Origin of the sequence: Paraburkholderia fungorum (assembly GCF_902833645.1) — a bacterium.
In the GTDB taxonomy this organism is placed as follows: domain Bacteria; phylum Pseudomonadota; class Gammaproteobacteria; order Burkholderiales; family Burkholderiaceae; genus Paraburkholderia; species Paraburkholderia fungorum.
In genome coordinates, this window is sequence record NZ_CADFGE010000004.1 from 247,482 (window position 1) to 269,535 (window position 22,054).

A 22,054-nucleotide genomic window follows, 5' to 3' on the forward strand; every position below is an offset into this window, starting at 1 on the left:
CAGGCTTTTTTATTTTCTGATGCCGATCCCCCTTGAGCCCGCGGCGTGCTTCCCCGGCCCTGCGGGTTCCTTTTTCCGCGCACACCTGTTTCGGTACTTCGGCTTGATGGAATGAACCGATGGAAGGCGGATCATGAAGATGGGACGAACTGTTCCCTGGTGTGCCGGACTGCATGCGACGCAGCGTATCGCGCGCGGCTGGTCGATTGCGTTGACGTTGTTCGCCAGCACCTCGATCTTTGCACCTGGCGTGGCACACGCGGACGACTGGGGCTGTCAGGTGCTTCTGTGCCTCTCCAATCCGGGCGGCCCGGAAGAGTACAGCGAGTGCGTGCCGCCGGTCGAGAAACTGTGGACCGCGCTGCGCCACGGTGATCCGTTTCCGACGTGCGATTTCGGTGTCGGTGGTTCCCAGGGGACATCTGCGACCAATACCTTCGCGAGCGGAGGCTATTGTCGGGAGGATCTGCTGTATTGGGGCGGCGCTGAACAGAGCGTGTTGCTGTGTCGCGCCACCGGGGCGATCAACGTCGATATCGACAACCAGCTCTACACCCGTGTCTGGTGGGACGTGAGCGGCCAGGATCGTACGCTGACCGAATTCTACGGGGCAGGCAGCACGCAGGCTCCGTATGACCCTTCGCAGTCTGCCGCTGGGTTCCTGCAGCAGATGGAGCAGCACAACGGCGCAAATGGCGGGGGACAGTGATGCTGCCGCTCGACTTTATCCCGCTTGCACAACAGTGCGCGCCGCAGATCTCTCTGTCGACGATGGCAGCGATCGTTCGGACCGAATCGGACTTCAATCCGTATGCGATCGGTGTCGTGCATGGCCGGCTTGCGCATCAGCCGGCCAGCGAAGACGAGGCCGTTGCGACGGTAAATGCGCTGGAGCGCGGCGGCTGGAATTTCAGTGTTGGGCTCGCGCAGGTGAACCGCTCCAACTGGCCGGCCTATGGACTGGGCGAGCGGAGCGCATTCGACCCGTGCCGCAACCTGGCTGCGGGCGCCGCAATTCTTCAGGGTTGCTTCGAGCTGGCGCGGCAGGCACGCGCGCGCGCATCGATCGATGCCCAGTCGGACCTTCGCGCAAGCCTGTCCTGTTACGCCAGCGGCGACTTTTCGACCGGGTATCGGACGGGCTATGTGCAGCGCGTGGTCGGCAATGCCAGTGTCGCGCCGGCGTCGTCAACGTCTGTCGTCGTGCCGGCCATTGCTCCGATCCCTGTTGTCCCAATCGATTCTGACGTGCCGGAATCGCCGCGGCAATCCGGGGCGCTACACCACGGGTCGAATTCATCTGATATCTCGCCCGCGACCTCGGGCGGCAATTCGGACGGTAGTGCCGTGGTGTTTTAGTCCGCCCATCGGGAAGTAACAAAGTTTCGGAATGGAAAGGAGTTAATCATGAAATTAGGATTACTAATATTTGAGAAGCATAATAGTTTCACTCCAGACGATGGACGGCGTGCCCGAAGGGCAGCCCGATGGGTAACTGCGGCGGCCGTGGCACTGCTGGCTACGTCACCGGCGTGGGCGCAGCTTTCCCAGGTCAACACACTGCTGACCACGATCCAGACGACGCTGCTCGGCGTCGGCGGCGTGATCTGCTCGATCTCCATCATCTGGGCCGGCTTCCGGATGATGTTCCAGCACGCCCGCTTCGGCGATATCGCGAACGTGTTCATCGGCGGGCTCTTCGTTGGTTGCGCAACGGTGATCGCCGGCATGCTGATTCCGACGAGCTGATCAGGGAGCGCACACCATGAATCCGCTCAAGGACCCCGTCTTCAAGGGTGCCACACGTCCCGCGATGATCTGGGGCGTGCCGCTCGTAGCCTTCCTGATGATCGGCGGCGGCATGCTGATCCCGGCCATCTGGGCGCTACTCGCGACTCCGCCTCTCGGCGTCGCGATCCTTTTCCTGATGATCCCGGTGTTTGTCGTGCTGCGCGTGATCACGCGCCACGACGACCAGCGCCTCGCGCAGTACCTGTTGCGCGCACGTATGGTGCTGCGCCAGGGCAACCGCCGCTTCTGGGGCGGGCATGCCTATGTGCCGGTCCGCCTCAAGAGGAGGGTGTGACATGCCGGCCGAACCGCAACTCGTGGCCGTCGCCAACCGGGAAGTGCCACTCGCCGGCTACATCCCGTACTCGACGCATGTTACCGACCACGTCATCAAGACGCGCGAGGGCGACTACCTGCAGGTCTGGAAGCTCGCCGGCATCGCGTTTGAGGCGGCGGACCCGGCCGATATCCTCGCGCGGCATGACGGGTTCAACCAGTTCGTGCGGTGCTTGGCCGGCGGCCATGCGGCGCTGTGGTCGCATCGCCTGCGCAGGCGCGTGTCGGACCGCTTCCCGACGGAGTACCACAACCGCTTCTGCGAGGAGCTGGCCACGCGCTACTACGCGAGCTTCGCGGGCTACCGGATGATGGCCAACGAGCTGTACCTGACGCTGGTCTATCGGCCGAACCGTACCCGGCTCGGTCGTGTTTTCAGTCGCGCTGCGCGGCGCACGCGTGACGATATCCGGCGCGACCAGCTCGACGCACTGAAGGTCATGGCCGAACTGGCCGCCCACGTCGAATCGAGCCTCAAGCCCTACGACCCGGTCGCGCTCGGCGTCTATACGCGGCCAAGCCCCTTCACGCCGCGCTCGCGCCGTTATTCGTCGGCACTGGAACTGTTCGGCTATCTGGTGAACGGCGTCTGGGAGCGCGAGCCCGTACCGTCCGGCTCGATCCGCGAGGCGCTGCCGACCTCGCGCCTGTTCGTCGGCGCCGAGAAGATCGAGATCCGCATGCCGGCCGCGACGCGCTTCGCCGCGATGCTCGACCTGAAGGATTACCCCGAAGACACCGAGCCGGGGATGCTCAACGGTCTGCTGTACGGTGACTTCGAGTACATCGAGACGCAGTCGTTCACGATCCTCGACCGGCCCAGCGCGAAGGAGGCGCTGGAGCGGCAGCGCAACCAGCTTATCGCGGGCGAGGACGTCGCCGTGTCGCAGGTCGAGGCGATGGACCGCGCACTCGATGAACTGGTCAACGGCGATTTTGTGCTTGGCGAATATCACTATTCGCTGGCCGTGCTCGGCGACACGCTGGATGACGTATCCCGCAGCGTGGCGAAGGCCCGCACGCAACTGGCCGATGCCGGCTTCCAGACCGCGCTGATTGACCTCGTTGCCGATGCGGCCTGGTTCGCGCAGCTACCAGGCAACTGGCGCTACCGCCCACGCGAAGCGAAGCTCACGTCGCGCAACTTCTGCGGCCTGTCGAGCCTGCACAACTTCGCGACAGGAAAGCGCGACGGCAATCCGTGGGGCGAGGCGATCTCGATCGTCAAGACGCCGAGCGGCCAGCCGCTCTACCTGAATTTCCACGTCACGCCCGACAAGCAGGACTCGCTCGACGAAAAGGCGCTCGCCAATACCCAGATCATCGGTCGCGCCGGCGCGGGCAAGACCGTGCTCGAACTGTTCCTGCTCGCGATGGCGACGAAGTACGGCATCACCGCCGTGCTGTTCGACAAGGACCGCGGTACCGAGATCGCTATCCGGGCGATGGGCGGCACCTATACGGTGTTCCGTCGCGGCGAGCCGACCGGGTTGAACCCGTTCCAGATGGAGCCGGGCGAACCCGTGATCGATTTCTGGGAGCGGCTGGTCCGCAAGCTCGTCGACATCGGCGCGGCACTCTCCGCGAAGGACGAACTCGATATCTCGCGCGCTGTGCGCGAGGTCGCCCGCATGGATAAACCCTTGCGGCGTCTCTCGATGGTCCGGCAGCTCCTGCCGAACGTGGGCGAGAACAGCCTGCATGCGCGGCTCGCCAAATGGTGCGCGGGCGGGCGCCTGGGCTGGGTGCTCGATAACCCGACCGACCGTATCGATCTTTCGCTTGCGACCCTGTTCGGCTTCGACGACACCGAACTGCTCGATGACGCGGAGGTCTCCACGCCCGTCACGATGTACCTGCTGCACCGGACCGAGAACCTGATCGATGGCCGGCGCTTCGTGTACGTCATGACCGAATTCTGGAAGCGTCTCGGCGATCCGGTCTTCACGGACTTTGCCCAGAACAAGCAGAAGACGATCCGCAAGCAGAACGGCCTCGGCATCTTCGACACGCAGTCGCCGGCCGATGTGCTGCGCAGCCCGATCGCCAGCGCGCTGATCGAGCAGAGCGCGACGTTCTTCTTCCTGCCGAACCCGCGTGCCGATTACGACGACTATGTGCGCGGTTTCAAGCTGACCGAAGCCGAATTCAACATCGTGCGCAACCTCGGCGAGAACAGCCGCATGTTCCTCGTCAAGCAGGGGCATCGGTCGGCCATCGGCCGGCTCGATCTCGCGGGTCTGGGCGACGTGCTCGACGTGCTGTCTGGCACGACCGACAACGTGGAGCTGCTCGACACGATCCGTGCCCAGGTCGGTGACCTGCCGCAGAACTGGCTGCCCGTCTTCCATGAGCAGCTCGCGAAGCGCCGCGCGGCACAGGCAGAACAGGCCAGCGCGCGTCAGTCGCAGTTGCCGGGGCCGGGAGGTGTGCGATGAGCGGCCTCTTCACTGCTGTCGGCGGCACTCTCGAAAACGGCATGTCGACCTACGTCACGAACGTCTCGTCAGCGCTGTCCGGTGCGCTCGTGCCCGTCGTGACCACGGGCGTCACGATCTGGGTGCTCGCCTATGGTCTCGCGGTCGTGCGCGGCGAAGCGCACGAAGCTGTGCCGGCGTTCGCGTGGCGCGGACTGAAGGTGGCGATCACGCTCGCGTTCGCGCTGAGTGCCGGCATCTATCAGCAGCAGGTCGTGACCGCTGTCGATGGCGCGACTTCCGGACTCGCGCAGACCATCCAGAACGCGGCCAATACCACGGGTGGTGGCAATCCCGGCTGCGGGTCGGTCAGCGGTAGCAGTGTGACCGGGCAGGGCACGGCGACCAGCATCTACCAGACGCTCGACTGCTATGACCAGCAGATCGATCTCGTGCTCGATGCCTATTCGGAAAAAGCAACACACGAAGGGCTGAGTCTGGCCGGGATCGTCGCGGGCATTGGCGATTTCCTGTTCGGGCTGGTGGCTGCACTCGGCGGCACGCTCTTCCTCATCGTGCTGGCCTTCGAGGTCGTGATGGCGCGGATGCTGCTCGATCTCGTACTCGGACTGGGTCCGGTTTTTATCGCCTGCGCGGCGTTTTCTCCGACTGCTCGCTTTTTCGAGGCGTGGACCGCGAAGGTCGTCAATTACGCGCTGCTGCAGGTGCTCGTCGCCGCTTTCCTTGGCATGGCGCTTACGGCGTTTTCGACCGAGCTCGCGCCATTCCAGGTGACGACCTCGTCGCCCACATCGAACGCCGCTTCGCTGATCTCGGCTGGCCAGGCTGCACTGGAAGCCACGGCCGCCTGGGGGGCCGCAGCCGGCATGTTCGCGAGCGGCGTGTTCCTCGCCATGGTCGGCTGGCAGTTGCCGTCCGTTGCTTCGGGCTTGTCGGGTGGCGCAACGCTTTCCGGCTTCGGCGCGTTCGTCGCGGGCATCGCTTCGCGCAGCGTCGTGACGGCCATCGGCCGGGCACTCAAGGGCAACGGACGCGGCCCGCGTTCCGGCGGCGAGATTCATGACCGGACAGGTTCGCGCGGTGGCACGGGTGGTGGTGCGGTGCCTGCCTACCAGCGTGCGGCGCGCGCGAACCTGGGCCAGCAGAGCGATTGAAGGCGAATGGACAGCGAGGTGATGACGATGAACGAACGAAGCAGATGGATGGGTGCCGCGTTGATGTCGATGGTGTCGGCAGCGTACTGGAGCAGCGCGCACGCGCAGGGTATCCCGGTCTTTGACGCGCAGAACGTTGTGCAGGCCATCGCGACGGTAGCCCAGCTGGAGCAGCAAGTGCAGCAGGAAATCCAGATCTACCAGTCGACGGTCGGCACGCGCGGTTTCGGCGCGCTGATGAGCAACCCGGTCGTGGCGAAGTCGCTGCCGTCGAACTGGCAGAGCGTCTACACGGCGGTCCAGAACGGCGGCTATTCGGGCCTGACGGGCAGCGCGCAGGCGCTGCGCTCGGCGAGCCAGATCTACAACTGCGAGGACCAGACCGGGATCGACCAGCAGGTTTGCCAGCGCGCGCTGAACAAGCCGTTCCAGGACAAGGCGTTCGGGCAGCAGGCGTACCAGACCGAGCTGCAGGAGCTGAATCAGATCCAGAGCCTCGCGCAGCAGATCGACGCGACCCAGGACCCGAAAGGCGTCGCCGAACTGCAGGCACGTATCCAGGCCGAGAGCACGATGGTCGGCAACGAGATGACGAAGCTGCAACTGTTCCGGATGCTGTCCGATGCCGAGGACAAGCTCGTGGCCGAGCAGCAAGGCGAACTGGTACTGAGTCGCGCGGGCAAGACGAGTCGGCTCCAGGACCAGATGGTTCCCGCGTCGTTTGGGAATTGAGGAGGGAGCCATGTCCGTGCCAACTTCCCTGATCTTCGCCGGCTGTATTGCCTGGAGCCTGGCGGCGTGCAGTAGCGGGCCGCCGAAACCCATGCTGCCCGATGGCCTGCATCGTGTCCCGGTTAATCGTGTGCCGCCTATTCCTGATGTGTCGAACGCGACGCCGACAGCAAAGCCGGATGCTGCATCGGATACCGGAGACCGGTCATGAGCACGCCGCACGACTATGGGCGCGTGCTCGACATCGAGGCGTCGCTGACCTACCTGCAGGAACGTTCCGAGCGCCGTGCCTGGCATGTCGCCTATGCGGCGGTCGGCGTGGCCGTGCTCAGTGTGGCTGCGCTCGCGGTGATGGTGCCGTTCTACCGCGTGGTGCCGCTGCCGATCGAGGTCGATCGCTTGACGGGCGAGTCCCAGGTGATCGATGTACTCGATGCCCATCATATCCATACGAAGGAGATCCAGGACAAGCACTGGGTCGAGACCTACGTGCGCGAGCGCGAACGCTACGACTGGGGCCTGCTGCAGATGGACTACGACAGCGTGCTTGCGATGAGCGATGACGTGGTCGCGCGCGACTACCGCGGCATCTATAGCGGTCCCGACGCGCTCGACCGGCAGCTTGGGGCGGGCACCGAGCGGCGCGTGCGGATTCTCTCGGTCACGCTGCCGCCCGACGAACCGGGTCACGCGGTCGTGCATGTCGAGCGCGCCTCGTTCAGGAACGGCCAGGTCGATACCGAGCCGACGCAGCGTTTCGTGATCACGCTGGCCTATACCTACAAGCCACCTGTGTTCACGCGCGAGAGCGTGGCGATCACCAATCCGTTCGGCTTCAAGGTTACGGCATACAGCCGCGATCCCGAATATACGCCGCCGGCCTCGGCTGCCGCGGCGGGAGGCACGCCATGAGAACGCTTCTTTTCGCGCTTTTTGCCGCCACAGCACTCGCGGGTCTGCCGTTCTCCGGCATGGTCCACGCGGTCGATCTGCCAGGTTGGAACGACGATTCGCGCGTGCGCCAGGTGATCTATCACGCGGACGAAGTGGTGCGCGTCGAGGCGCAGCGCGGTTTTGCCACGCATATCGCGCTCGATCCGCACGAGCAGATCCAGGTCGTCGCGCCCGGTGACCGGGACGGCTGGCAGATCGTCGCAAACAAGGGTGACCACGACGTGTACCTGAAGCCGCAGCTTGCCGCGCACGACTCGAATCTCGAAATCCGCACCGATCGCCGCAGCTACAGCTTCGATCTGGTGGTGCTGCCGCTCCAGTCGAAATTCGGCAACGACCGGGTGATGTACCGCGTGACCTTCGTCTACCCGGACGAACTGGTGAAGCAGGCGCACGCGGATTCCGACGCTGGGCTGGTCGCGAAGCGTTTCGCTCAATCACCCGTCGTGCGTAACGCACGGTACTCGATGCAGGTCATGCCGGATTCGGACGACATCGCGCCGACCGCCGCATGGGACGACGGACGCTTCACGTATCTGCGTATCCCGAACAACCGTCGCATGCCGGCGATTTTCCGGGTGGCCGACGATGGTACGGAGAGCGTGGTCGATAAGCACGTCGAGGGAAACACGATTGTCGTGCATGAGGTCGCAAAGCGGTTCGTGCTGCGGCTCGGCAAGGAAGTCGTCGGGATCTGGAATGACGCCTACGACATGGATGGCGTGCCGCCGCATGACGGCACCACGGTCAGCGGCGTGAAGCGTGTTCTGCGGAGCCACGGCGATGAATGACGATACCGAACGTAACGTGATCGAGCCCGACGACTCCGCGGGCCAGCAGCCAGCGCGCAACCCGAATGGCGGTGCTGCGCCGATGTCTGCCGATCGCGGCATGCCGGCGCTGGGCCAGTACCGTAGCGCCCGTCCGCGGGCTTGGTGGCTGACGCCGATCGCAATCGTGCTGGTGGTTGGTGCCGGTGCGGTCTGGACGGTGCATGGCTTCCTCGCGCGTCACGATGCCGAGGCGAAGGCGCGGCGCGATTCGGTGACCGACACGTCCACGCAGGGCCGCACATTCAGGGACGCTCCTGCGTCTGCGGTTATCGCGGCATCGGTGCCCGCGCCCGCGAGCGCCGTTGTCGTTCGTCCTGTGCCGGCGTCGGGTGTGACTGTCGCTCCGGTTAGCACGCCGCATGTCGCAACTCCCCACAGCTATTACGATGCGCCCCTGCTGGCCATGGGCGGCGGGCAGGAGGCTACGGCCAGACTGCCAGGCGATCTCGGGACCGGCAGCGTGGCAGTTTCCGCTTCGTCGGTCACCGCAGCCGTATCCGGTAGCGCCGTGGCTCCGGTCATGGGTCAGGCGGGCGGCGCGCTCGCCCAGGCACTGACGCCGACAGCGACGCCGCGTGTGCGTGCCGCGATGCTTGGCAATCGCAGTCTCATTCTCGCGCAGGGCGCCAAGATCGATTGCGTGGGCGACACGGCCTTCGACTCGACCGAGGCCGGCACCTCGACCTGCACCGTCACGAAGAACGTGTACTCGGACGACGGACACGTGCTGCTGGTCGAGCGTGGCTCGCAGATTAACAGCGAGTACCGCTCGAACCTGGCGCCGGGGCAGAAGCGCGTATTCGTGCTGTCGGCGCGCATCAAGACGCCGGATGGTGTCACGGTCGAGATTGACTCGCCGGCGGCCGACGCACTCGGCCGCATGGGGATGGACGGGTACGTGGACAATCATTGGGGGCAACGCATCGGTGCAGCGATGCTGCTTGGTGTGACTCAGGACGCGATCGGCTATCTGGCGACACGTGGTGGCAACGGCAACGGGTCGGTGGTGTTCGAGAACACGCAGCAGCAGGGCACCGACATGGCTACGCGCGTGCTCGACAGCACGATCAATATCCCGCCTACGCTGAAGCAAAATCAAGGCACGGAATTTACGATCACGATCGCGCGTGATCTGGATTTCGGATCAGTCTATGCGTTGCAGCCGGAGGGCGCGCAATGATGCCCCGCACCGACATGCCGGATCTGTCCTGCGATCCGGTGCTGGCCCGCCTGCCCGACGATGCTTCCGTGCGCGAACTGATGCGCCCGTTCGCGCCATTGCTCGAGGACGCCGACGTGACCGAACTCGTGATCAACCGGCCGCAGCGCGTCCTGACCGAAAACTCGCGTGGCTGGCATGGTCACGATTTCCATGATCTCGATTTCGACCGGCTGATGTCGTTCGCCGTGGCGGTTGCTACGCTGACGAGCCAGGAGATATCGGCCCAGCATCCGGTCCTGTCGGCGTTGCTGCCGGGCGACGCACGTATCCAGATCGTGGTGCCGCCGGTTGTCTCGCCGCGCACGGTGTCGGTCACGATCCGCCGGCCGTCGTCGCACGAGAAGAGTCTCGATGCCTATTGTGACGAAGGTCTGTTTGACGACACGGTATGGCATCGGCCGGACGGACTTGATTCGGCGTTGCCTGTACTGCGTGCAGAAGACCGCAGGCTCATCCAGTGTCTGGAAGAGCACAACTGGGGCACCTTTTTCGAGCGCGCGGTCACGGACCGGCTCAATGTCGTGGTCGTCGGCAACACGGGGTCGGGCAAGACCAGCTTCATGAAGACCCTGTGTCGCTCGATTCCGGCGACGGAGCGGATCGTGACGATCGAGGATGTCCGCGAGCTGTTTATCCGGCACATCGAGAACTGCGTTCACCTGCTGTACAGCAAGGGTGGTCATGGACAGGCGCGCGTCACGCCGGCCGATCTCATCGCCAGCACCATGCGTATGCGCCCCGATCGCGTACTGCTCGCCGAGCTGCGCGGCGCTGAAGCCTACGATTTTCTGAAGCTGCTGACGACCGGGCATGCGGGGTCGATCACGAGCTATCACGCACCGAATGCCGCGGTGGCGATCGAACGTTTCGCGCTGATGGCGAAAGAACATCCCGAGGCTGCGGCCTGGGACGATGCCGCGCTCAAGCGTCTGCTGTTTCTAACGATCGATGTCGTCGCGCACATGGAGGCGCAACCCGTATTCGATGTGGCAGGCGAACAGACCGGCAAACGCTGGCGCATGACCGAAGTCTGGTTCGATCCGGTGCGCAAGGCGCGCACCGCGTTTGTATAGGGGATGGCCATGACCGGATCATCCTCCCGTCTGCTTCAGCATGCCCGACCGGCGGCGGTGACGCTGGCCGTGCTGGCCTGTCTCGTTGGCGGACTGGCCGCGTCGCTCTGGCTCGCATCGTTCTTCCTGTACGCAAGCCTGCGGATCAACCCGTTGCACGCGGGCCTGTCCGGCTGGCTCGACGCGGCGTTGGCCTGGCGACACGGTCTGATGCCGAACGCCGGCCGCAAGCTCGCGGGTGCCGCGCTCTTTGGCGTGCTCCTGTCCTTCGGCGGGCCAGTGTTCGGTCTGCATGCGTTGTGGGAGCGCTCGGGCCGACGCCGTCTCTACGGCAGCGCGCGCTTTGCGAGCGAAGCGGAAATCGGCCGGGCGGGGCTGCTATGACGGCGCCCGCCTACCTCGGTAGCCTGCCTTCGATTGTCGTGGGCGTATGGCGCGGACGCTATCTGCGCTTCGCTGGCCAGCAGTTTGTTTTGCTGGCGGCACCTGCGCGTTCAGGCAAGGGCGTTGGAGTGGTGATCCCGAACCTGCTCAGTTTCCCGGATTCGGTCGTGGTGCTAGATGTGAAGCAGGAGAACTACGCTGTCACAGCGGGTTTCAGAAAAGCCTGTGGGCAGGATGTGTACCTGTTCAACCCGTTTGCCGAAGACGGTCGCACGCATCGGTACAACCCGCTATCGGCGATTTCGGATGGCCTGTTTCGCGTCGGCGACATCCTCGCGATCGGTTACGCGCTGTATCCGCCCGGTGGTCACGACGATTTCTGGAAAGACCAGGCGAGAAACCTCTTTCTGGGTATTGTGCTGCTGCTGTGCGAGTGGCGCGATGCCCGCCGGGCGGGTAAAGGTTCGTCGATTCCCAGCTATCCGGTCACGATGGGCGAGGTGTTGCGGCAGTCTTCGGGTAACGGTATGCCGGTCAAGACGTATCTTCAGCGCGCGCTGGTTCAGCATCGCAGTCTGCTCACAGGCCAATGCGTTGATGCGCTGAACCGCTTCCTGTCGAATGACGACAAGGTGCTCGCGAGCGTGCTGGCGACCTTCAATGCGCCGCTGACGATCTGGGCCAATCCCGTGGTCGATGCCGCGACGAGTGCCAACGACTTCGATCTACGCGACATGCGTCGCCGTCGCATGTCGGTCTATATCGGTGTGACACCTGATCACCTTTCGGAAGCGGCGCTGCTCGTGAACCTCGTGTTCTCGCAACTGATCAACCTCAATACCAAACAGTTGCCTGAAGCCGATCCCACGCTCCGGTTCCAGTGCCTGCTTCTGCTCGACGAGATGACGGCGATCGGCAAGATCCACATTCTTGCCCGCGCCGTGGCCTACATGGCAGGCTACAACCTGCGCCTGCTGTCGATAGTGCAGTCGATCGCGCAGCTTGAATCGGTTTACGGACGGGCCGATGCCCGCACCTTCATCACGAACCACGCGATGCAGATTCTCTATGCGCCGCGCGAGCAGAAGGACGCGAACGATTACTCGGAGATGCTCGGCACGCTGACCGACCAGTCGCGCAGCGTCAGCCGCTCAAACGCGATCTTCGGCGGCCGGGGCGGGTCGAGCGAGAGCGTGTCCGAGCAGCGCCGGCCGCTGCTGCTGCCGCAGGAGCTGAAGGAGCTGGGGCGCGAGAAGGAAATCATCGTGCTCGAAAACACCAAGCCGATCCTGGCCGACAAGATCTGCTACTGGCGCGATCCCGAATATGCCGCGCGCGTGATGACCGCGCCCGCGGTGCCCGCGATGGACCTCGCGCACTTCAGCGCCGTGGTCGAACGCCGGCTGCGCGACCTGCATCCCGACGAGATTGATCCGGACGGCGTAGGGCTGATCAACCTGTCGCCCGAGTACCTCGAAGTGCTGCAGGCGTGGGACCCGCGCGATCTGCCGCCGAACCTGGCCGATATCAGCGAGGACGATGCCCGTGCCTATGTGGAGCGGCATTTCATGCTGATGGGCATGCCAGTGGAAAGAATTGCGCGGGCCACGCGCCGTCTTTCCATTGCTGACCTTGATGTGGCGGAGTTGGATTTTTCTGAACCCGTTCCGCTACCTGCAGTACGGCGAGCTTCTTCAAACGTCGTGCCGATCCAGGGAGCCCAGCGATGAGCACTTCTTTTGTGAATGAGGCCGATCGTGCCCGCGCGGCCCTTGCCGTGATTCCTGCCGATGACTACGGAACGTGGGTCGACATGGCATTCGCACTCAAGCAGGGATTCGGCGACGAGGGGTTCGAGATCTGGGATGCCTGGAGCCGCACGGCTGGTAACTACAACGAACGCGCAGCCCGTACCACCTGGCGTTCGGCGGACGCATCAGGTGGCAAGACACTGGCGACCTTGTTCTGGGTCGCGCGTCAGCATGGTTTCGATCTGAAGCGCTCGCATTACCCAGATCAGATGGCGACCGCGCTGATCCCCTCGCCCGAGGTGTTGGCGCAGCGCACACGAGACGAAGCGCAACGCCAGGCCCGGCATGTTGCGGTTGCGCGCGAGGCACAGGCGATCTGGGAATGGGCGCGGCCGGTGGGACCTCAGCATCCGTATCTGATGCGCAAGCGTCTCGACCCAGTCGAGTCCTTGCGTGAGCTGGATGCGCTGGAACTGCAAACGCTACTCGGCTATGCGCCCGCCAGCGAAGAACAGCGGTTGATCGGACGAGTCTTGATCGCTCCGGTCTGGATTGGATCGATCTCGACGCTCGAGCTGATTGACGAATACGGACGGAAGTCGTCTCTGGCTGGTGGTGTGAAGAAGGGCGGGTACTGGATGGCGGCGCCGCTGCCGCTTCCGGGTGATCTGTCTACGCCGATTCTGGTCGGCGAGGGCATGGCTACGGTGCTGTCCGCGTCGCGCGCGACAGGCTGGTTTGCGGTCGCGGCGCTGTCGAGCGGAAATCTCGCTCTGGTTTCCGCCACGCTGCGCGAGCGATATCCCGAGGGCGACCTGATCGTACTCGGTGAAATCGGCCGTGGCGAGGGAGACGCCCGGCGGGCATCGGAAGGTGCGACGGCGCACCTGGTCTGGCCGACCTTTGCTGAGAGCGTGCGTATCGACGGGAAGGTGCCCAACGATTTCAGCGACATGGTCGTGCTGTCGGGGTTCGAGGCAGTGGGGCTGTATCTGCGTGACGCGGCGTTTCGAGCTGCCGTCAGAGTGGACGGACTGCCGGAGCCAGATGGGCTGATGACGTCCGGTCTGGCTGTAGTTGAAGTGGACGAACGGAGGGAGGGTGCAGAAATGGGCAACGTCAAGGAAAAACTGGTGGGTGATGGCGAAGGGGGCGAAGGCCGTCCGCGTCGCCGGTCATCGAAGCGCGGCGTACCGCAGCGGGGATCGGAGGCTGCTCCCGCATCGTCGGCTTCATCCGAGCCTGATCCTGATGCTGCAGCAGCGCCGTCATCGGCTGCCCCTGCTTCCGTGTCGTCCTCTGCGACACCGACCGCCGCCGATCCGCCGCGGTTCGCGCCCACGCGCCCGCCGGTGGGCGAGCCACTGTTTGGGCTCGACGATGTGCCGCACGAGATCAAGGCACTGGCTGAACACCGGTTTGGTTCGCCGCTCAGGATGGGCGTTCCGCGCGAGAACGGCGGACCGTATCGCGGTGAGGTGCTGAACACCGAACATTACCTGATTCAGTCGGTCGCCACGCACAGCGTGGTGTTCCACCGAAAGGATCAGATGACGTTCGTCTCCGAGCGCCTGAAATGGATGGACGAGAACGCGCGATTGAACGGCTCAGAGTTGCAGGTGGGCTACGAAGGCGAGCGACCGAAGGTCTATCCGTGGGATCGCGCGCGCGACCTGCTTGAGCGTACGGTCGCATCGCTGAAGAAGTCGGCGCAGGAGCTGAATTACAGCCCGAATGTCGAGGTGATGCTTGACCAGATGCAGGCGAGATCGTGGGCGCGTGTTCGGGAAGCGCGGGCGGCCGCCGTGGAGAAGTCGAAAGAGCAGGCTGCGTCGCGCGAGGTCGACGGGGCGGGCACGGACCCCGATCGCTAGCGCGTAGCGATCACAGTACAAACAGATAACCGTTTTGAATGGCATGAGGTGACGACATGGCGCAGACAGCTTCAGATCAGGATGCCGATCCGGTCATCAATGTGATCGAACAGGACGTGCCCGGCGGCAGCGACGGGGCAACGCCAGCGAGCGGCCGTGCCGAGGCGATTGATGCGTCTGCAATGGGTGCCGTATCGGCGCGGCGCCGACGCGAGTTCGACGCTGCCCGCGCCCGGCTACGCGATCAGGCGATCCGGGAAGATGCCGGTGTGTTTCGGCAGGCCGGCGCGCGCGCGGCGACCGACGCACCGGCTGACGCCGATCGGGTTCGTGCGCCGCTCGACGAGGCGCCTGAGCGGGTGCGCAAGCGTTATCTCCGCGCGGGCAATCAATATTTTCTGAAGGATGCGCCGTATCAGCTTGCATTCGAGGATATCGGTCCGTACCTCGTGACCGAACATAACCGGCCTGACGTGGTCGAATCGATGGTCGACATGGTGCACGCCAAGGCGTGGCGGCGTATCCGCGTGTCGGGCCATGAGGCTTTCCGCAGTGAGGTGTGGCTGCAGGGCACGCTGCTCGGAATCGAGGTGAGCGGCTATCAGCCGAAGGCAGCGGATCTGGCGAGACTGGCGGAGGCTCGGCAGGCGCGTATGGATAACCGCGTCGAAGTGGTGCCGGATGCGATGCCGGCCACCGCAGCAGGAGGAGTAAATACCCGCGGACAGGTGGATGAGCGTCGAGCGGCACCACCTTCTCCGTCATCGATACCACCGGCCGCGGCGCCGGTTGCGGATATGTTTCCTGCTGCACCTGGGCGCGATGAGCGCGGACCTTCGCCTGGTGCTACGGACAATACGTCGGCCTCGACAGACGAAACCGATACACCGCGCCGGTATGCGGGCGAGTTGCGTGAGCATGGCGGCGCACCGTATCAGCACAATCCGGCACGCAGTGACTCGTACTACGTGGTATTCCGCGATGGGGCGGCCATCGATCACGTCGTATGGGGTGTCGATCTTGAGCGCGCGATGCGCGAGTCGGGTGCCCAGATCGGACAGCCCGTGACGCTCGAAAACCTCGGCAGACGTCTGGTGACGGTCAGGGTTCCCATTCTGGATGGCGAAGGCGTGGTGATGGGCGAAGAAGAGAAGGATGTTTATCGCCATAGCTGGCAGGTCGATGTTGTGCCACGTAATCGCGAAGCTGCGCTGTCCACGCCGCAGCCTGCGCGTCCCGATCCTGATAGCGCGCTCCCCGTGGATCGGTCTGTCCCGCCCGCCGTGGAGCATGCGCTGCAGCGTCGCCGCAGTACCCCGTCTAAACCGGTTCCGGACGGCGAGCAGGTGATGCACCTGGCTGTCCTGACGGCCGCCATGCGTGAGCAGGGCTTCAGCGAGCGATCCATCTCGCGCGTGCAGCAGCGTGCCGCACGCATGCTGGACTCCTTTGGGAAAGAGGGGATTCCGGTTCCGGTGCCGAAGGTCTTCGATCCGAAGGCGCCTTCTGGCCGGGATCGTCGGGCGCGTGCGGTTCCAGAACGTTCTCCGACGCGCGAGATTGATCGGACACCGGCCGAGCCGTCGATGCCGTCGCGCTAGGACAAGTCATGAGAATCCGCGAGCGGCTGTGTGTGGAACTCGGTGTGGCCCGGCCATGCTGGGACGCATGGTGCACGCGTCGCGGCGTGAGTGCAGGCGAAGGTGTGCGGCAACTGATTGCGGCAGCGCTCGACGCGGAGGCGGGTGGTCCGATGGACAGACTTGAATCCGGCCTGGCCCGGCCGGTCGTGGGCGAGACGCGTGGACGAATCGAAATCAGGCTGACGCTCGCAGAGCTGGAGGCTATCGGGCTGCGCGCGGTAGCGATGGGCATGAGCAGTAACCGTTGGATCGTCGCCGGGGTTCGCGCGCAATTGATGCACGAACCGCAGCTAGGCGAATACGAACTGCGCATGCTGTCGGCTTCGAACCAGCAGCTTGCCGTGATCAGCCGGTCGCTGGCCCAGCTTGTGCGCGGTGGTGTGGACGGCGTGGGGGGAGATCGATCCGAATCATTCTCGCCTGGAGACATACGGGACCAGATCGACGTGCACCTGCGTACCGTCGCGGCGGTGCTGCGTGTAAACCTTGACCGCTGGAGTCGCTGACATGCCTTACCCGAAAATCTATATCGATGCGATGCTCCTGAACTGGGGCGACCGCCTGTTCCAGGAGCCACTGCGACATGCACGGGCCGCAAGGCTCTCGCGGGTAGAGATCCGCGATGATGCGGCGCGCATGCGCGACCAGATCCGGCGGACGCTCAAACGCACGCCCGAGGTGATGGTCAAGATCACCAACAAGGCGGCCAGCGCACAGGGTATGGGCGCGGTGCGCCGGCATCTGCGTTATATCTCGCGCAACGGTCGGGTTGAACTCGAAGACCAGAACGGCGACCGGACAACCGGTGTCGATGCATTGCGCGATCTCATGAAGACCTGGCAGCTTGGTGGATGGGGTATGCCCGAGACGAGTAACCGTCGCGAGGTCTTCAATATCCTGCTGTCGATGCCACCGGGCACGGACCGGCAGGCCGTGCGGGCTGCGGCGCGCGACTTCGCTGCGCTCGAGTTTGGTGACGGACGGGCGTATGTCTTTGCGGCGCACGATGACGAAGAGCATCCCCATGTGCATCTGAGCGTGCAGGTACGCGGGCCGGATGGCCGCCGCCTGAATCCACGCCACGATGATCTGCAGCGCTGGCGAGAGCGCTTCGCGGAGCAGCTTCGCGAACACGGCGTCGAGGCGAATGCTACATCCCGGCGCACACGTGGCGTCACGCAGCGTTATCCAAAACCGGCTGTGGTTCATATGATGGCGCGCGGCGCACGGCCTGTGAACTGGCGACCAATCCCAACTGACGCTCAGCGCAAAACCGGGTGGGCCACGCATGGCGGTGTGTTTGCCGCATGGCGCGAGGTGGCCTGGGCGCTGGCGGGATCGCGCGACAAACAGGATCGCGCAATGGCGGTCGAAATGGCTTACTTCGTCGGGGGCATGCCGGTGCAGCGGGATCGGCCGACAACTGGACGCAGGCAGGAACCCGCGCGTGCGCAGCTGGATCAACGGCGTCCAGAGGCTGAAGATCGATCCGGCGACGTCGGGCCGAATGTAGAACGTTGATGCCGGGAGGTTGTCGTGGCTATGCCCATCGTGCCGTGGATCGGCGGGAAACGTCGCCTCGCGGATGTGCTGATTCCGCGCTTTCCTCCGCATTCCTGCTACGTTGAAATCTTTGCCGGCGCGGCGGCGCTGTTCTTCATGCGCCCGCCCGCAGAGGTCGAAGTCCTGAATGACGTGAACGATGACCTGGTCAATTTATACAGGGTGGTGCAACACCATCCCGAAGAATTTATTCGTCAATTTAAATGGGCCTTGAGCAGCCGGCAGGTATTCAAATGGCTGAACGATACGCGGCCGGAGACGTTGACCGACATCCAACGTGCGGCGCGCTTTTATTATTTGCAGCAGAACTGTTTCGGCGGCCGGGTGGAAGGGCGCACGTTCGGCACGGCGACGACATCACCGCCCGGGCTGAACCTGCTGCGTCTGGAAGAAGCTCTCTCGGCCGCACATCTGCGACTCTCCGGTGCCTACATCGAGAAGCTCGACTGGCAGGAATGCATCCGCCGATACGACCGGTCGCATACGTTTTTCTTTGCTGATCCGCCATACTGGCAGACGGAAGGCTATGGTGTGCCATTCGGTTTTGAACAATACGAGCAGTTGGCTGTAGCAATGCGAGGGCTCAGGGGGCGAGCTATCGTGACGCTGAACGATCACCCGGATATCCGTGCGTTATTCGCCGGGTTTGAGATGGAGCGGGTCGAAATTCAGTACACGGTGGGTGGTGCGGAAAACATCGCACAGCGCGGTGAGTTGATCATTTATAGCTGGGATCGCAAGAGCGATCCCGTGGGGCTATTTTGACGAAATTCAGGCGTGATGAGGGAACCCGATTCTCTATCGCACAATGCAGATCACGTCGAGATCGTTCAAGGATCCATGAACCACGCAGCAGGCCCGGCCTTGAATGTCGCGAACAGCAGAAAGAGCAGGGCGATCGCGAGAAGCGGGATACCGTAGAGTGCCACCGGGAAAAACAGCACGAGTTGGAGTGCAGATCCTCCTGCGCCATATGGCAGGTCGGTATACCGGATATTTTCGTAGGCCAGCCATCCTGTTGCTGCAAGGCCCATCGCTATAAGGATCAATCCGCCAGACGGCGGTATGTGACGTAGAGGCGCGGTGATCCAGAAGTAGTATCCCCACCAGAGGAAATTGATACCGAGGGCTGCCAGCCAGAAGCCACGCGCCGTGAAGAAGCTGTGGCCGAACCGTTGCCGGCAGCGACGACTGAATAGCTGGATGCTCTTGGCGATGCCGAGCAGAGCACCCATGATGAGGGCAAGCTTCAGGAACTCCATGTTGCGCGCTCCTTTGATTCGAGACACCGCTGTGTCTGTACAGGATTCCACAATAAATGCAGGTTACTTCTACGATTCTTTAGTCAATATAGACGGCTGACCGAAGAACGCAACGAGCTTTCGTCGCGGTTAGGAATTTTTACGGGCTGTATCTTTTATTCGATTGCGTGGTACATGAAATAGGTGGATAACGCTTCAATTGAAAGTGTGATCACACGCGGCAATGGCCTTTCGATAGCGAGGCCACCGTGCGCAGGAAGGGTCGATCTACTCAGTGCTCGCTATACTTGCGCGGTCTTAACCACGATAGGAGGAATCAGACATGGCTACCAGAGATTACAAGACGTTGAAGGTCGAGTTGGAGAAATTGCAGGCAGAGACGGAAGCAGCACGCATTTCCGAAATCAAAGCCGTGATCTCTGAGCTTCGTGCAAAGGCCGCCGAATACGGTTTGACCGCCGACGATGTGTTCCCGCCAAAGAAGGTCAAGGCCAGCAAGGCCAATGGTTCGTTGCCCCCGAAGTATCAGGATCCGAAAACGGGTCTTACCTGGTCGGGCAAGGGACGCGCACCGGCATGGATTCGAGACGCGAAGAACCGCGATAAATTTTTGATCCAGTAACGGCGAACGCCCTGCTCGGGTCACGGGTCACTTTCGGTGGTTTGCCAGTTATGGGCGGTCAGAATGAGCGTAACGAATCTAGGTATCGAAGAGAACACATCTCTCTTCTATGAAGGTTCTCCAAGTTTGTATGGTCATGCCATCTGGCCGTCCCCCTTCATTTCTATCGCGAGCTACGTGGGGAGCCTGTCAAATTGGAAGAAAGGTCCGTCGTTCTCAAATCTTCGAGACGCGCCGATGCTGTTCCGAGAGGACTCGTTTGATCCAGTGGCACGCATTCGCCGAGGGCGGCTATATACGCGCGCCGGGCAAAATCCTGGCAATTGGCATGTCCAGCGACATCCTGCGTATGCTACATCAGCACTAAATGAAATAGTCACGGCGCATGGACATGCGAAGGCCGATGTGCGCGGCTATTTTCTGACGCAGCTTGTGACGTTCACGTCGTGGCAAATGTCGCTAGGTTTGTCGGGAGTGCCGCACGATCCGGTGATGGTCCTTGGCGCAGGGGATAGAGCGACGGTGCATTCCGTGCTCGATGTCGAGCGCCTGGTGACTGGCGAAGAGCTGATCACGATTCGCACGCTACCGAGCTTGAGCGGTTTGCCCGAACTGGTGCCGGCCCTGATTCCCCAGCAGTACGTGAAGATTGTCATCGCGCAATACGAAAAGGCGGCCAGTGCAGCCTTTCGCGATGATGCCGAGAGCGTGATTGATCGGTGCCGGGAAGCGGCAACGGCTGCATTGAATGCCGAGCACTACGTGATGATTGAGGGTAACGAGATTGTTGCGAAGGATCTCGCCAAGCTGGGAAGCTTCTTCGAGTTACAGAAGCGCGATATTCTCGGCAAGGCAGCGAACATCTTGGCCCGTATGCATTCGAGGGCAAAGTCTGCAGAGCAGATCAACAACGGTTACAGAGTGCTTACTGAATCGGATGCCGAAATGGCAATTGCGCTGCTCGGCATGATCTATCGAGAATTGCGGTGGGCGCGATAACCGACGTCACAGGCAAGTCCTATGATTAGAGGCGGTTTCTTACCGATCCGACGTCATGGCTTGTTAGACGAAAATGGCGTTTGAATGAATTAGCCGCTGGCAAGGTGGCGCTCCGGTGGATGGGTGACTGGTAGCTGACAATGTGTTGATCAATTCCGATGGCGAGGTAGAGGCGTGACAGCAAGTACCGGAAAACAGCGTGCGGTGGTCATCGTGGGTGCCGGAGCATCGGTGGAGTATGGCATTCCAATCACGGCCAAATTCGGCGCATTGATCGATCAGGCTATTCAAGCCGACCCGTACTGCGTTCATGTGGATGGCGCGGCCGCTTACCTCGACGTGAAACAAAAGTTGACCGCCTACTACAACAGCACGGACGAAGCACACTTTGAGCGCATCTATCATGCCATGCATGAGCTATCGGTACTTCGTACCACGCCTGGCGCCGTACCCAAGTTCTTACCCGTGATGTATCCGTTTCTGGGCGGCTCGGTACCGTATAAAACGGACGCTCTCAATGCCGCATGTCAAACCATGCTGGCATTTATATATCGGCATGTGTCGGCCATCTGCGACAGGCCGGCTTGTTCAGTCGCTCCGTTCGGTATTTTTTTCGAGCGTATGTCGCAGCAGTATGTGCCGCGGGTTTACACGACCAACTACGATGATTTTGTCGGACAGGCGACAGGCGATACCTTCTTCACTGGTTTCACCACATCCCACGACAGTCACCTCGATTTCGACGCCACGTCATACTGGTCGAACTGGGACAAGCCAGGGTTGTTCCATGTGCACGGGTCGATCCACATGGGATTCCCACGGGGCGGGACACACGACATTGGTGACATTGCTTGGTATGCATCCAAAGAAGAAGCCGCGAAACACGCTACCTTCAATGGATCAGGCGTGCCTAGAATGGATGGCACTACTCTGGCACGTAGTGCCATTATTACGGGGCTTGATAAGCTCGGGCGTCTTCAGCAGTCGCCTTACGCACCGTACTACGCTGGTCTGAATCGAGATGTACTGGAGGCTGATGTCATCTTTGTATTGGGCAGTGGGCTGGCCGACCTTCATCTGAATACATATCTGAAGGAGGCTCGCCGCGCGCGGCCGAACGTGCCAACGTTATTTGTGGGTTATTGGGGCTGCGATCGGGAAGCGTTCTACAATGCCTTTCACTCTGAACCCGACGAGCGTGATATTTCCCTACTCCATGATCTACGGATTGACTTGATCAATGTCCGCGCAGGGCAATTCCGAGCCATCGATGGCTGGACGGTTGACGCATTCGGCAAAGCAGCGGTTTGGGCCGATGGCTTCCAGTCTTTTCTCAACAAACCTGCCGCTCTACAACGGGTCATGCAGGAGTTGGGTGCGCCGTGGTAGTTCGATATCTAGGGACTGCCGGAAAAGGAGGGGG

The 22,054-nt window shown here is 62.6% G+C and carries 23 protein-coding genes; 22 read left to right on the top strand and 1 reads right to left on the bottom strand.

Annotation, left to right across the window (positions count from 1 at the left end; genetic code table 11):
- Positions 1 to 133 precede the first annotated feature (133 nt).
- Genes HWX91_RS15630 through HWX91_RS15720 form a run of 19 tightly spaced genes read left to right on the top strand, consistent with a single transcriptional unit; the run spans position 134 to position 18,513 of the window.
- The gene (locus HWX91_RS15630; RefSeq protein WP_028196301.1) at positions 134 to 709 is read left to right on the top strand and encodes a hypothetical protein; all 576 of its coding nucleotides are present in this window, start codon (positions 134 to 136) and stop codon (positions 707 to 709) included.
- Complete coding sequence (locus HWX91_RS15635) at positions 709 to 1,359, top strand: lytic transglycosylase domain-containing protein (RefSeq protein ID WP_030101029.1); 651 nt, start codon at positions 709 to 711, stop codon at positions 1,357 to 1,359. Before HWX91_RS15630 ends, HWX91_RS15635 begins: the two co-directional genes overlap by 1 nt.
- 48 nt (positions 1,360 to 1,407) lie before the next feature.
- A complete protein-coding gene (locus tag HWX91_RS15640; RefSeq protein WP_028196299.1) occupies positions 1,408 to 1,749 on the top strand; it encodes a TrbC/VirB2 family protein in 342 nt (113 codons plus the stop codon).
- Positions 1,750 to 1,765: 16 nt separating this feature from the next.
- The gene (locus tag HWX91_RS15645) at positions 1,766 to 2,086 is read left to right on the top strand and encodes a VirB3 family type IV secretion system protein (protein ID WP_028196298.1); all 321 of its coding nucleotides are present in this window, start codon (positions 1,766 to 1,768) and stop codon (positions 2,084 to 2,086) included.
- A 1-nt stretch (position 2,087) separates the two neighbouring features.
- Positions 2,088 to 4,565, top strand: a complete 2,478-nt coding sequence (locus HWX91_RS15650; protein WP_028196297.1) for a VirB4 family type IV secretion/conjugal transfer ATPase — start codon at positions 2,088 to 2,090, stop codon at positions 4,563 to 4,565.
- Entirely contained in the window at positions 4,562 to 5,719 is a 1,158-nt protein-coding gene (locus tag HWX91_RS15655) for a TrbL/VirB6 family protein (protein ID WP_028196296.1), read from the top strand. The genes HWX91_RS15650 and HWX91_RS15655 overlap by 4 nt, the downstream gene beginning before the upstream one ends.
- Before the next feature lie 27 nt (positions 5,720 to 5,746).
- The gene (gene virB5 / locus HWX91_RS15660) at positions 5,747 to 6,451 is read left to right on the top strand and encodes a P-type DNA transfer protein VirB5 (protein WP_028196295.1); all 705 of its coding nucleotides are present in this window, start codon (positions 5,747 to 5,749) and stop codon (positions 6,449 to 6,451) included.
- Between the two features lie 10 nt (positions 6,452 to 6,461).
- The gene (locus tag HWX91_RS15665; protein WP_081833044.1) at positions 6,462 to 6,662 is read left to right on the top strand and encodes a hypothetical protein; all 201 of its coding nucleotides are present in this window, start codon (positions 6,462 to 6,464) and stop codon (positions 6,660 to 6,662) included.
- A complete protein-coding gene (locus HWX91_RS15670) occupies positions 6,659 to 7,363 on the top strand; it encodes a VirB8 family type IV secretion system protein (RefSeq protein ID WP_028196294.1) in 705 nt (234 codons plus the stop codon). Before HWX91_RS15665 ends, HWX91_RS15670 begins: the two co-directional genes overlap by 4 nt.
- Positions 7,360 to 8,196, top strand: a complete 837-nt coding sequence (locus HWX91_RS15675) for a TrbG/VirB9 family P-type conjugative transfer protein (protein ID WP_028196293.1) — start codon at positions 7,360 to 7,362, stop codon at positions 8,194 to 8,196. Before HWX91_RS15670 ends, HWX91_RS15675 begins: the two co-directional genes overlap by 4 nt.
- A complete protein-coding gene (gene virB10, locus HWX91_RS15680; RefSeq protein WP_028196292.1) occupies positions 8,189 to 9,418 on the top strand; it encodes a type IV secretion system protein VirB10 in 1,230 nt (409 codons plus the stop codon). Before HWX91_RS15675 ends, virB10 begins: the two co-directional genes overlap by 8 nt.
- Positions 9,415 to 10,533, top strand: coding sequence for a P-type DNA transfer ATPase VirB11 (virB11, locus tag HWX91_RS15685; RefSeq protein ID WP_028196291.1), 1,119 nt, complete (start codon positions 9,415 to 9,417; stop codon positions 10,531 to 10,533). The genes virB10 and virB11 overlap by 4 nt, the downstream gene beginning before the upstream one ends.
- Positions 10,534 to 10,542: 9 nt before the next feature.
- A complete protein-coding gene (locus tag HWX91_RS15690; protein WP_028196290.1) occupies positions 10,543 to 10,917 on the top strand; it encodes a hypothetical protein in 375 nt (124 codons plus the stop codon).
- Positions 10,914 to 12,647, top strand: coding sequence for a type IV secretory system conjugative DNA transfer family protein (locus HWX91_RS15695; protein ID WP_028196289.1), 1,734 nt, complete (start codon positions 10,914 to 10,916; stop codon positions 12,645 to 12,647). Before HWX91_RS15690 ends, HWX91_RS15695 begins: the two co-directional genes overlap by 4 nt.
- Positions 12,644 to 14,542 carry a PriCT-2 domain-containing protein gene (locus tag HWX91_RS15700; protein ID WP_028196288.1) on the top strand — a complete coding sequence of 633 codons (1,899 nt, stop codon included), beginning with the start codon at positions 12,644 to 12,646 and terminating at the stop codon, positions 14,540 to 14,542. Before HWX91_RS15695 ends, HWX91_RS15700 begins: the two co-directional genes overlap by 4 nt.
- Before the next feature lie 56 nt (positions 14,543 to 14,598).
- On the top strand, positions 14,599 to 16,143 hold the full coding sequence (locus HWX91_RS15705) for an LPD7 domain-containing protein (protein ID WP_028196287.1): 1,545 nt from the start codon (positions 14,599 to 14,601) through the stop codon (positions 16,141 to 16,143).
- A gap of 8 nt (positions 16,144 to 16,151) precedes the next feature.
- Entirely contained in the window at positions 16,152 to 16,691 is a 540-nt protein-coding gene (locus HWX91_RS15710) for a hypothetical protein (RefSeq protein WP_028196286.1), read from the top strand.
- A 1-nt stretch (position 16,692) separates the two neighbouring features.
- Complete coding sequence (locus tag HWX91_RS15715; protein WP_028196285.1) at positions 16,693 to 17,706, top strand: relaxase/mobilization nuclease domain-containing protein; 1,014 nt, start codon at positions 16,693 to 16,695, stop codon at positions 17,704 to 17,706.
- Positions 17,707 to 17,721: 15 nt separating this feature from the next.
- On the top strand, positions 17,722 to 18,513 hold the full coding sequence (locus tag HWX91_RS15720; RefSeq protein ID WP_028196284.1) for a DNA adenine methylase: 792 nt from the start codon (positions 17,722 to 17,724) through the stop codon (positions 18,511 to 18,513).
- A gap of 65 nt (positions 18,514 to 18,578) precedes the next feature.
- Here the strand turns inward: HWX91_RS15720 and HWX91_RS15725 are convergent, their stop codons facing one another.
- A complete protein-coding gene (locus tag HWX91_RS15725; protein ID WP_028196283.1) occupies positions 18,579 to 19,010 on the bottom strand; it encodes a hypothetical protein in 432 nt (143 codons plus the stop codon).
- A 322-nt stretch (positions 19,011 to 19,332) separates the two neighbouring features.
- Between HWX91_RS15725 and HWX91_RS15730 the strand changes: the two genes are divergently transcribed.
- The 3 genes from HWX91_RS15730 (at position 19,333) to HWX91_RS15740 (ending at position 22,020) form a co-directional block, all read left to right on the top strand.
- A complete protein-coding gene (locus tag HWX91_RS15730; RefSeq protein WP_028196282.1) occupies positions 19,333 to 19,632 on the top strand; it encodes an H-NS histone family protein in 300 nt (99 codons plus the stop codon).
- Between the two features lie 63 nt (positions 19,633 to 19,695).
- The gene (locus HWX91_RS15735) at positions 19,696 to 20,631 is read left to right on the top strand and encodes a hypothetical protein (protein WP_127837949.1); all 936 of its coding nucleotides are present in this window, start codon (positions 19,696 to 19,698) and stop codon (positions 20,629 to 20,631) included.
- Between the two features lie 174 nt (positions 20,632 to 20,805).
- On the top strand, positions 20,806 to 22,020 hold the full coding sequence (locus HWX91_RS15740; protein ID WP_028196280.1) for an SIR2 family protein: 1,215 nt from the start codon (positions 20,806 to 20,808) through the stop codon (positions 22,018 to 22,020).
- The last annotated feature ends 34 nt before the right edge of the window (positions 22,021 to 22,054 follow it).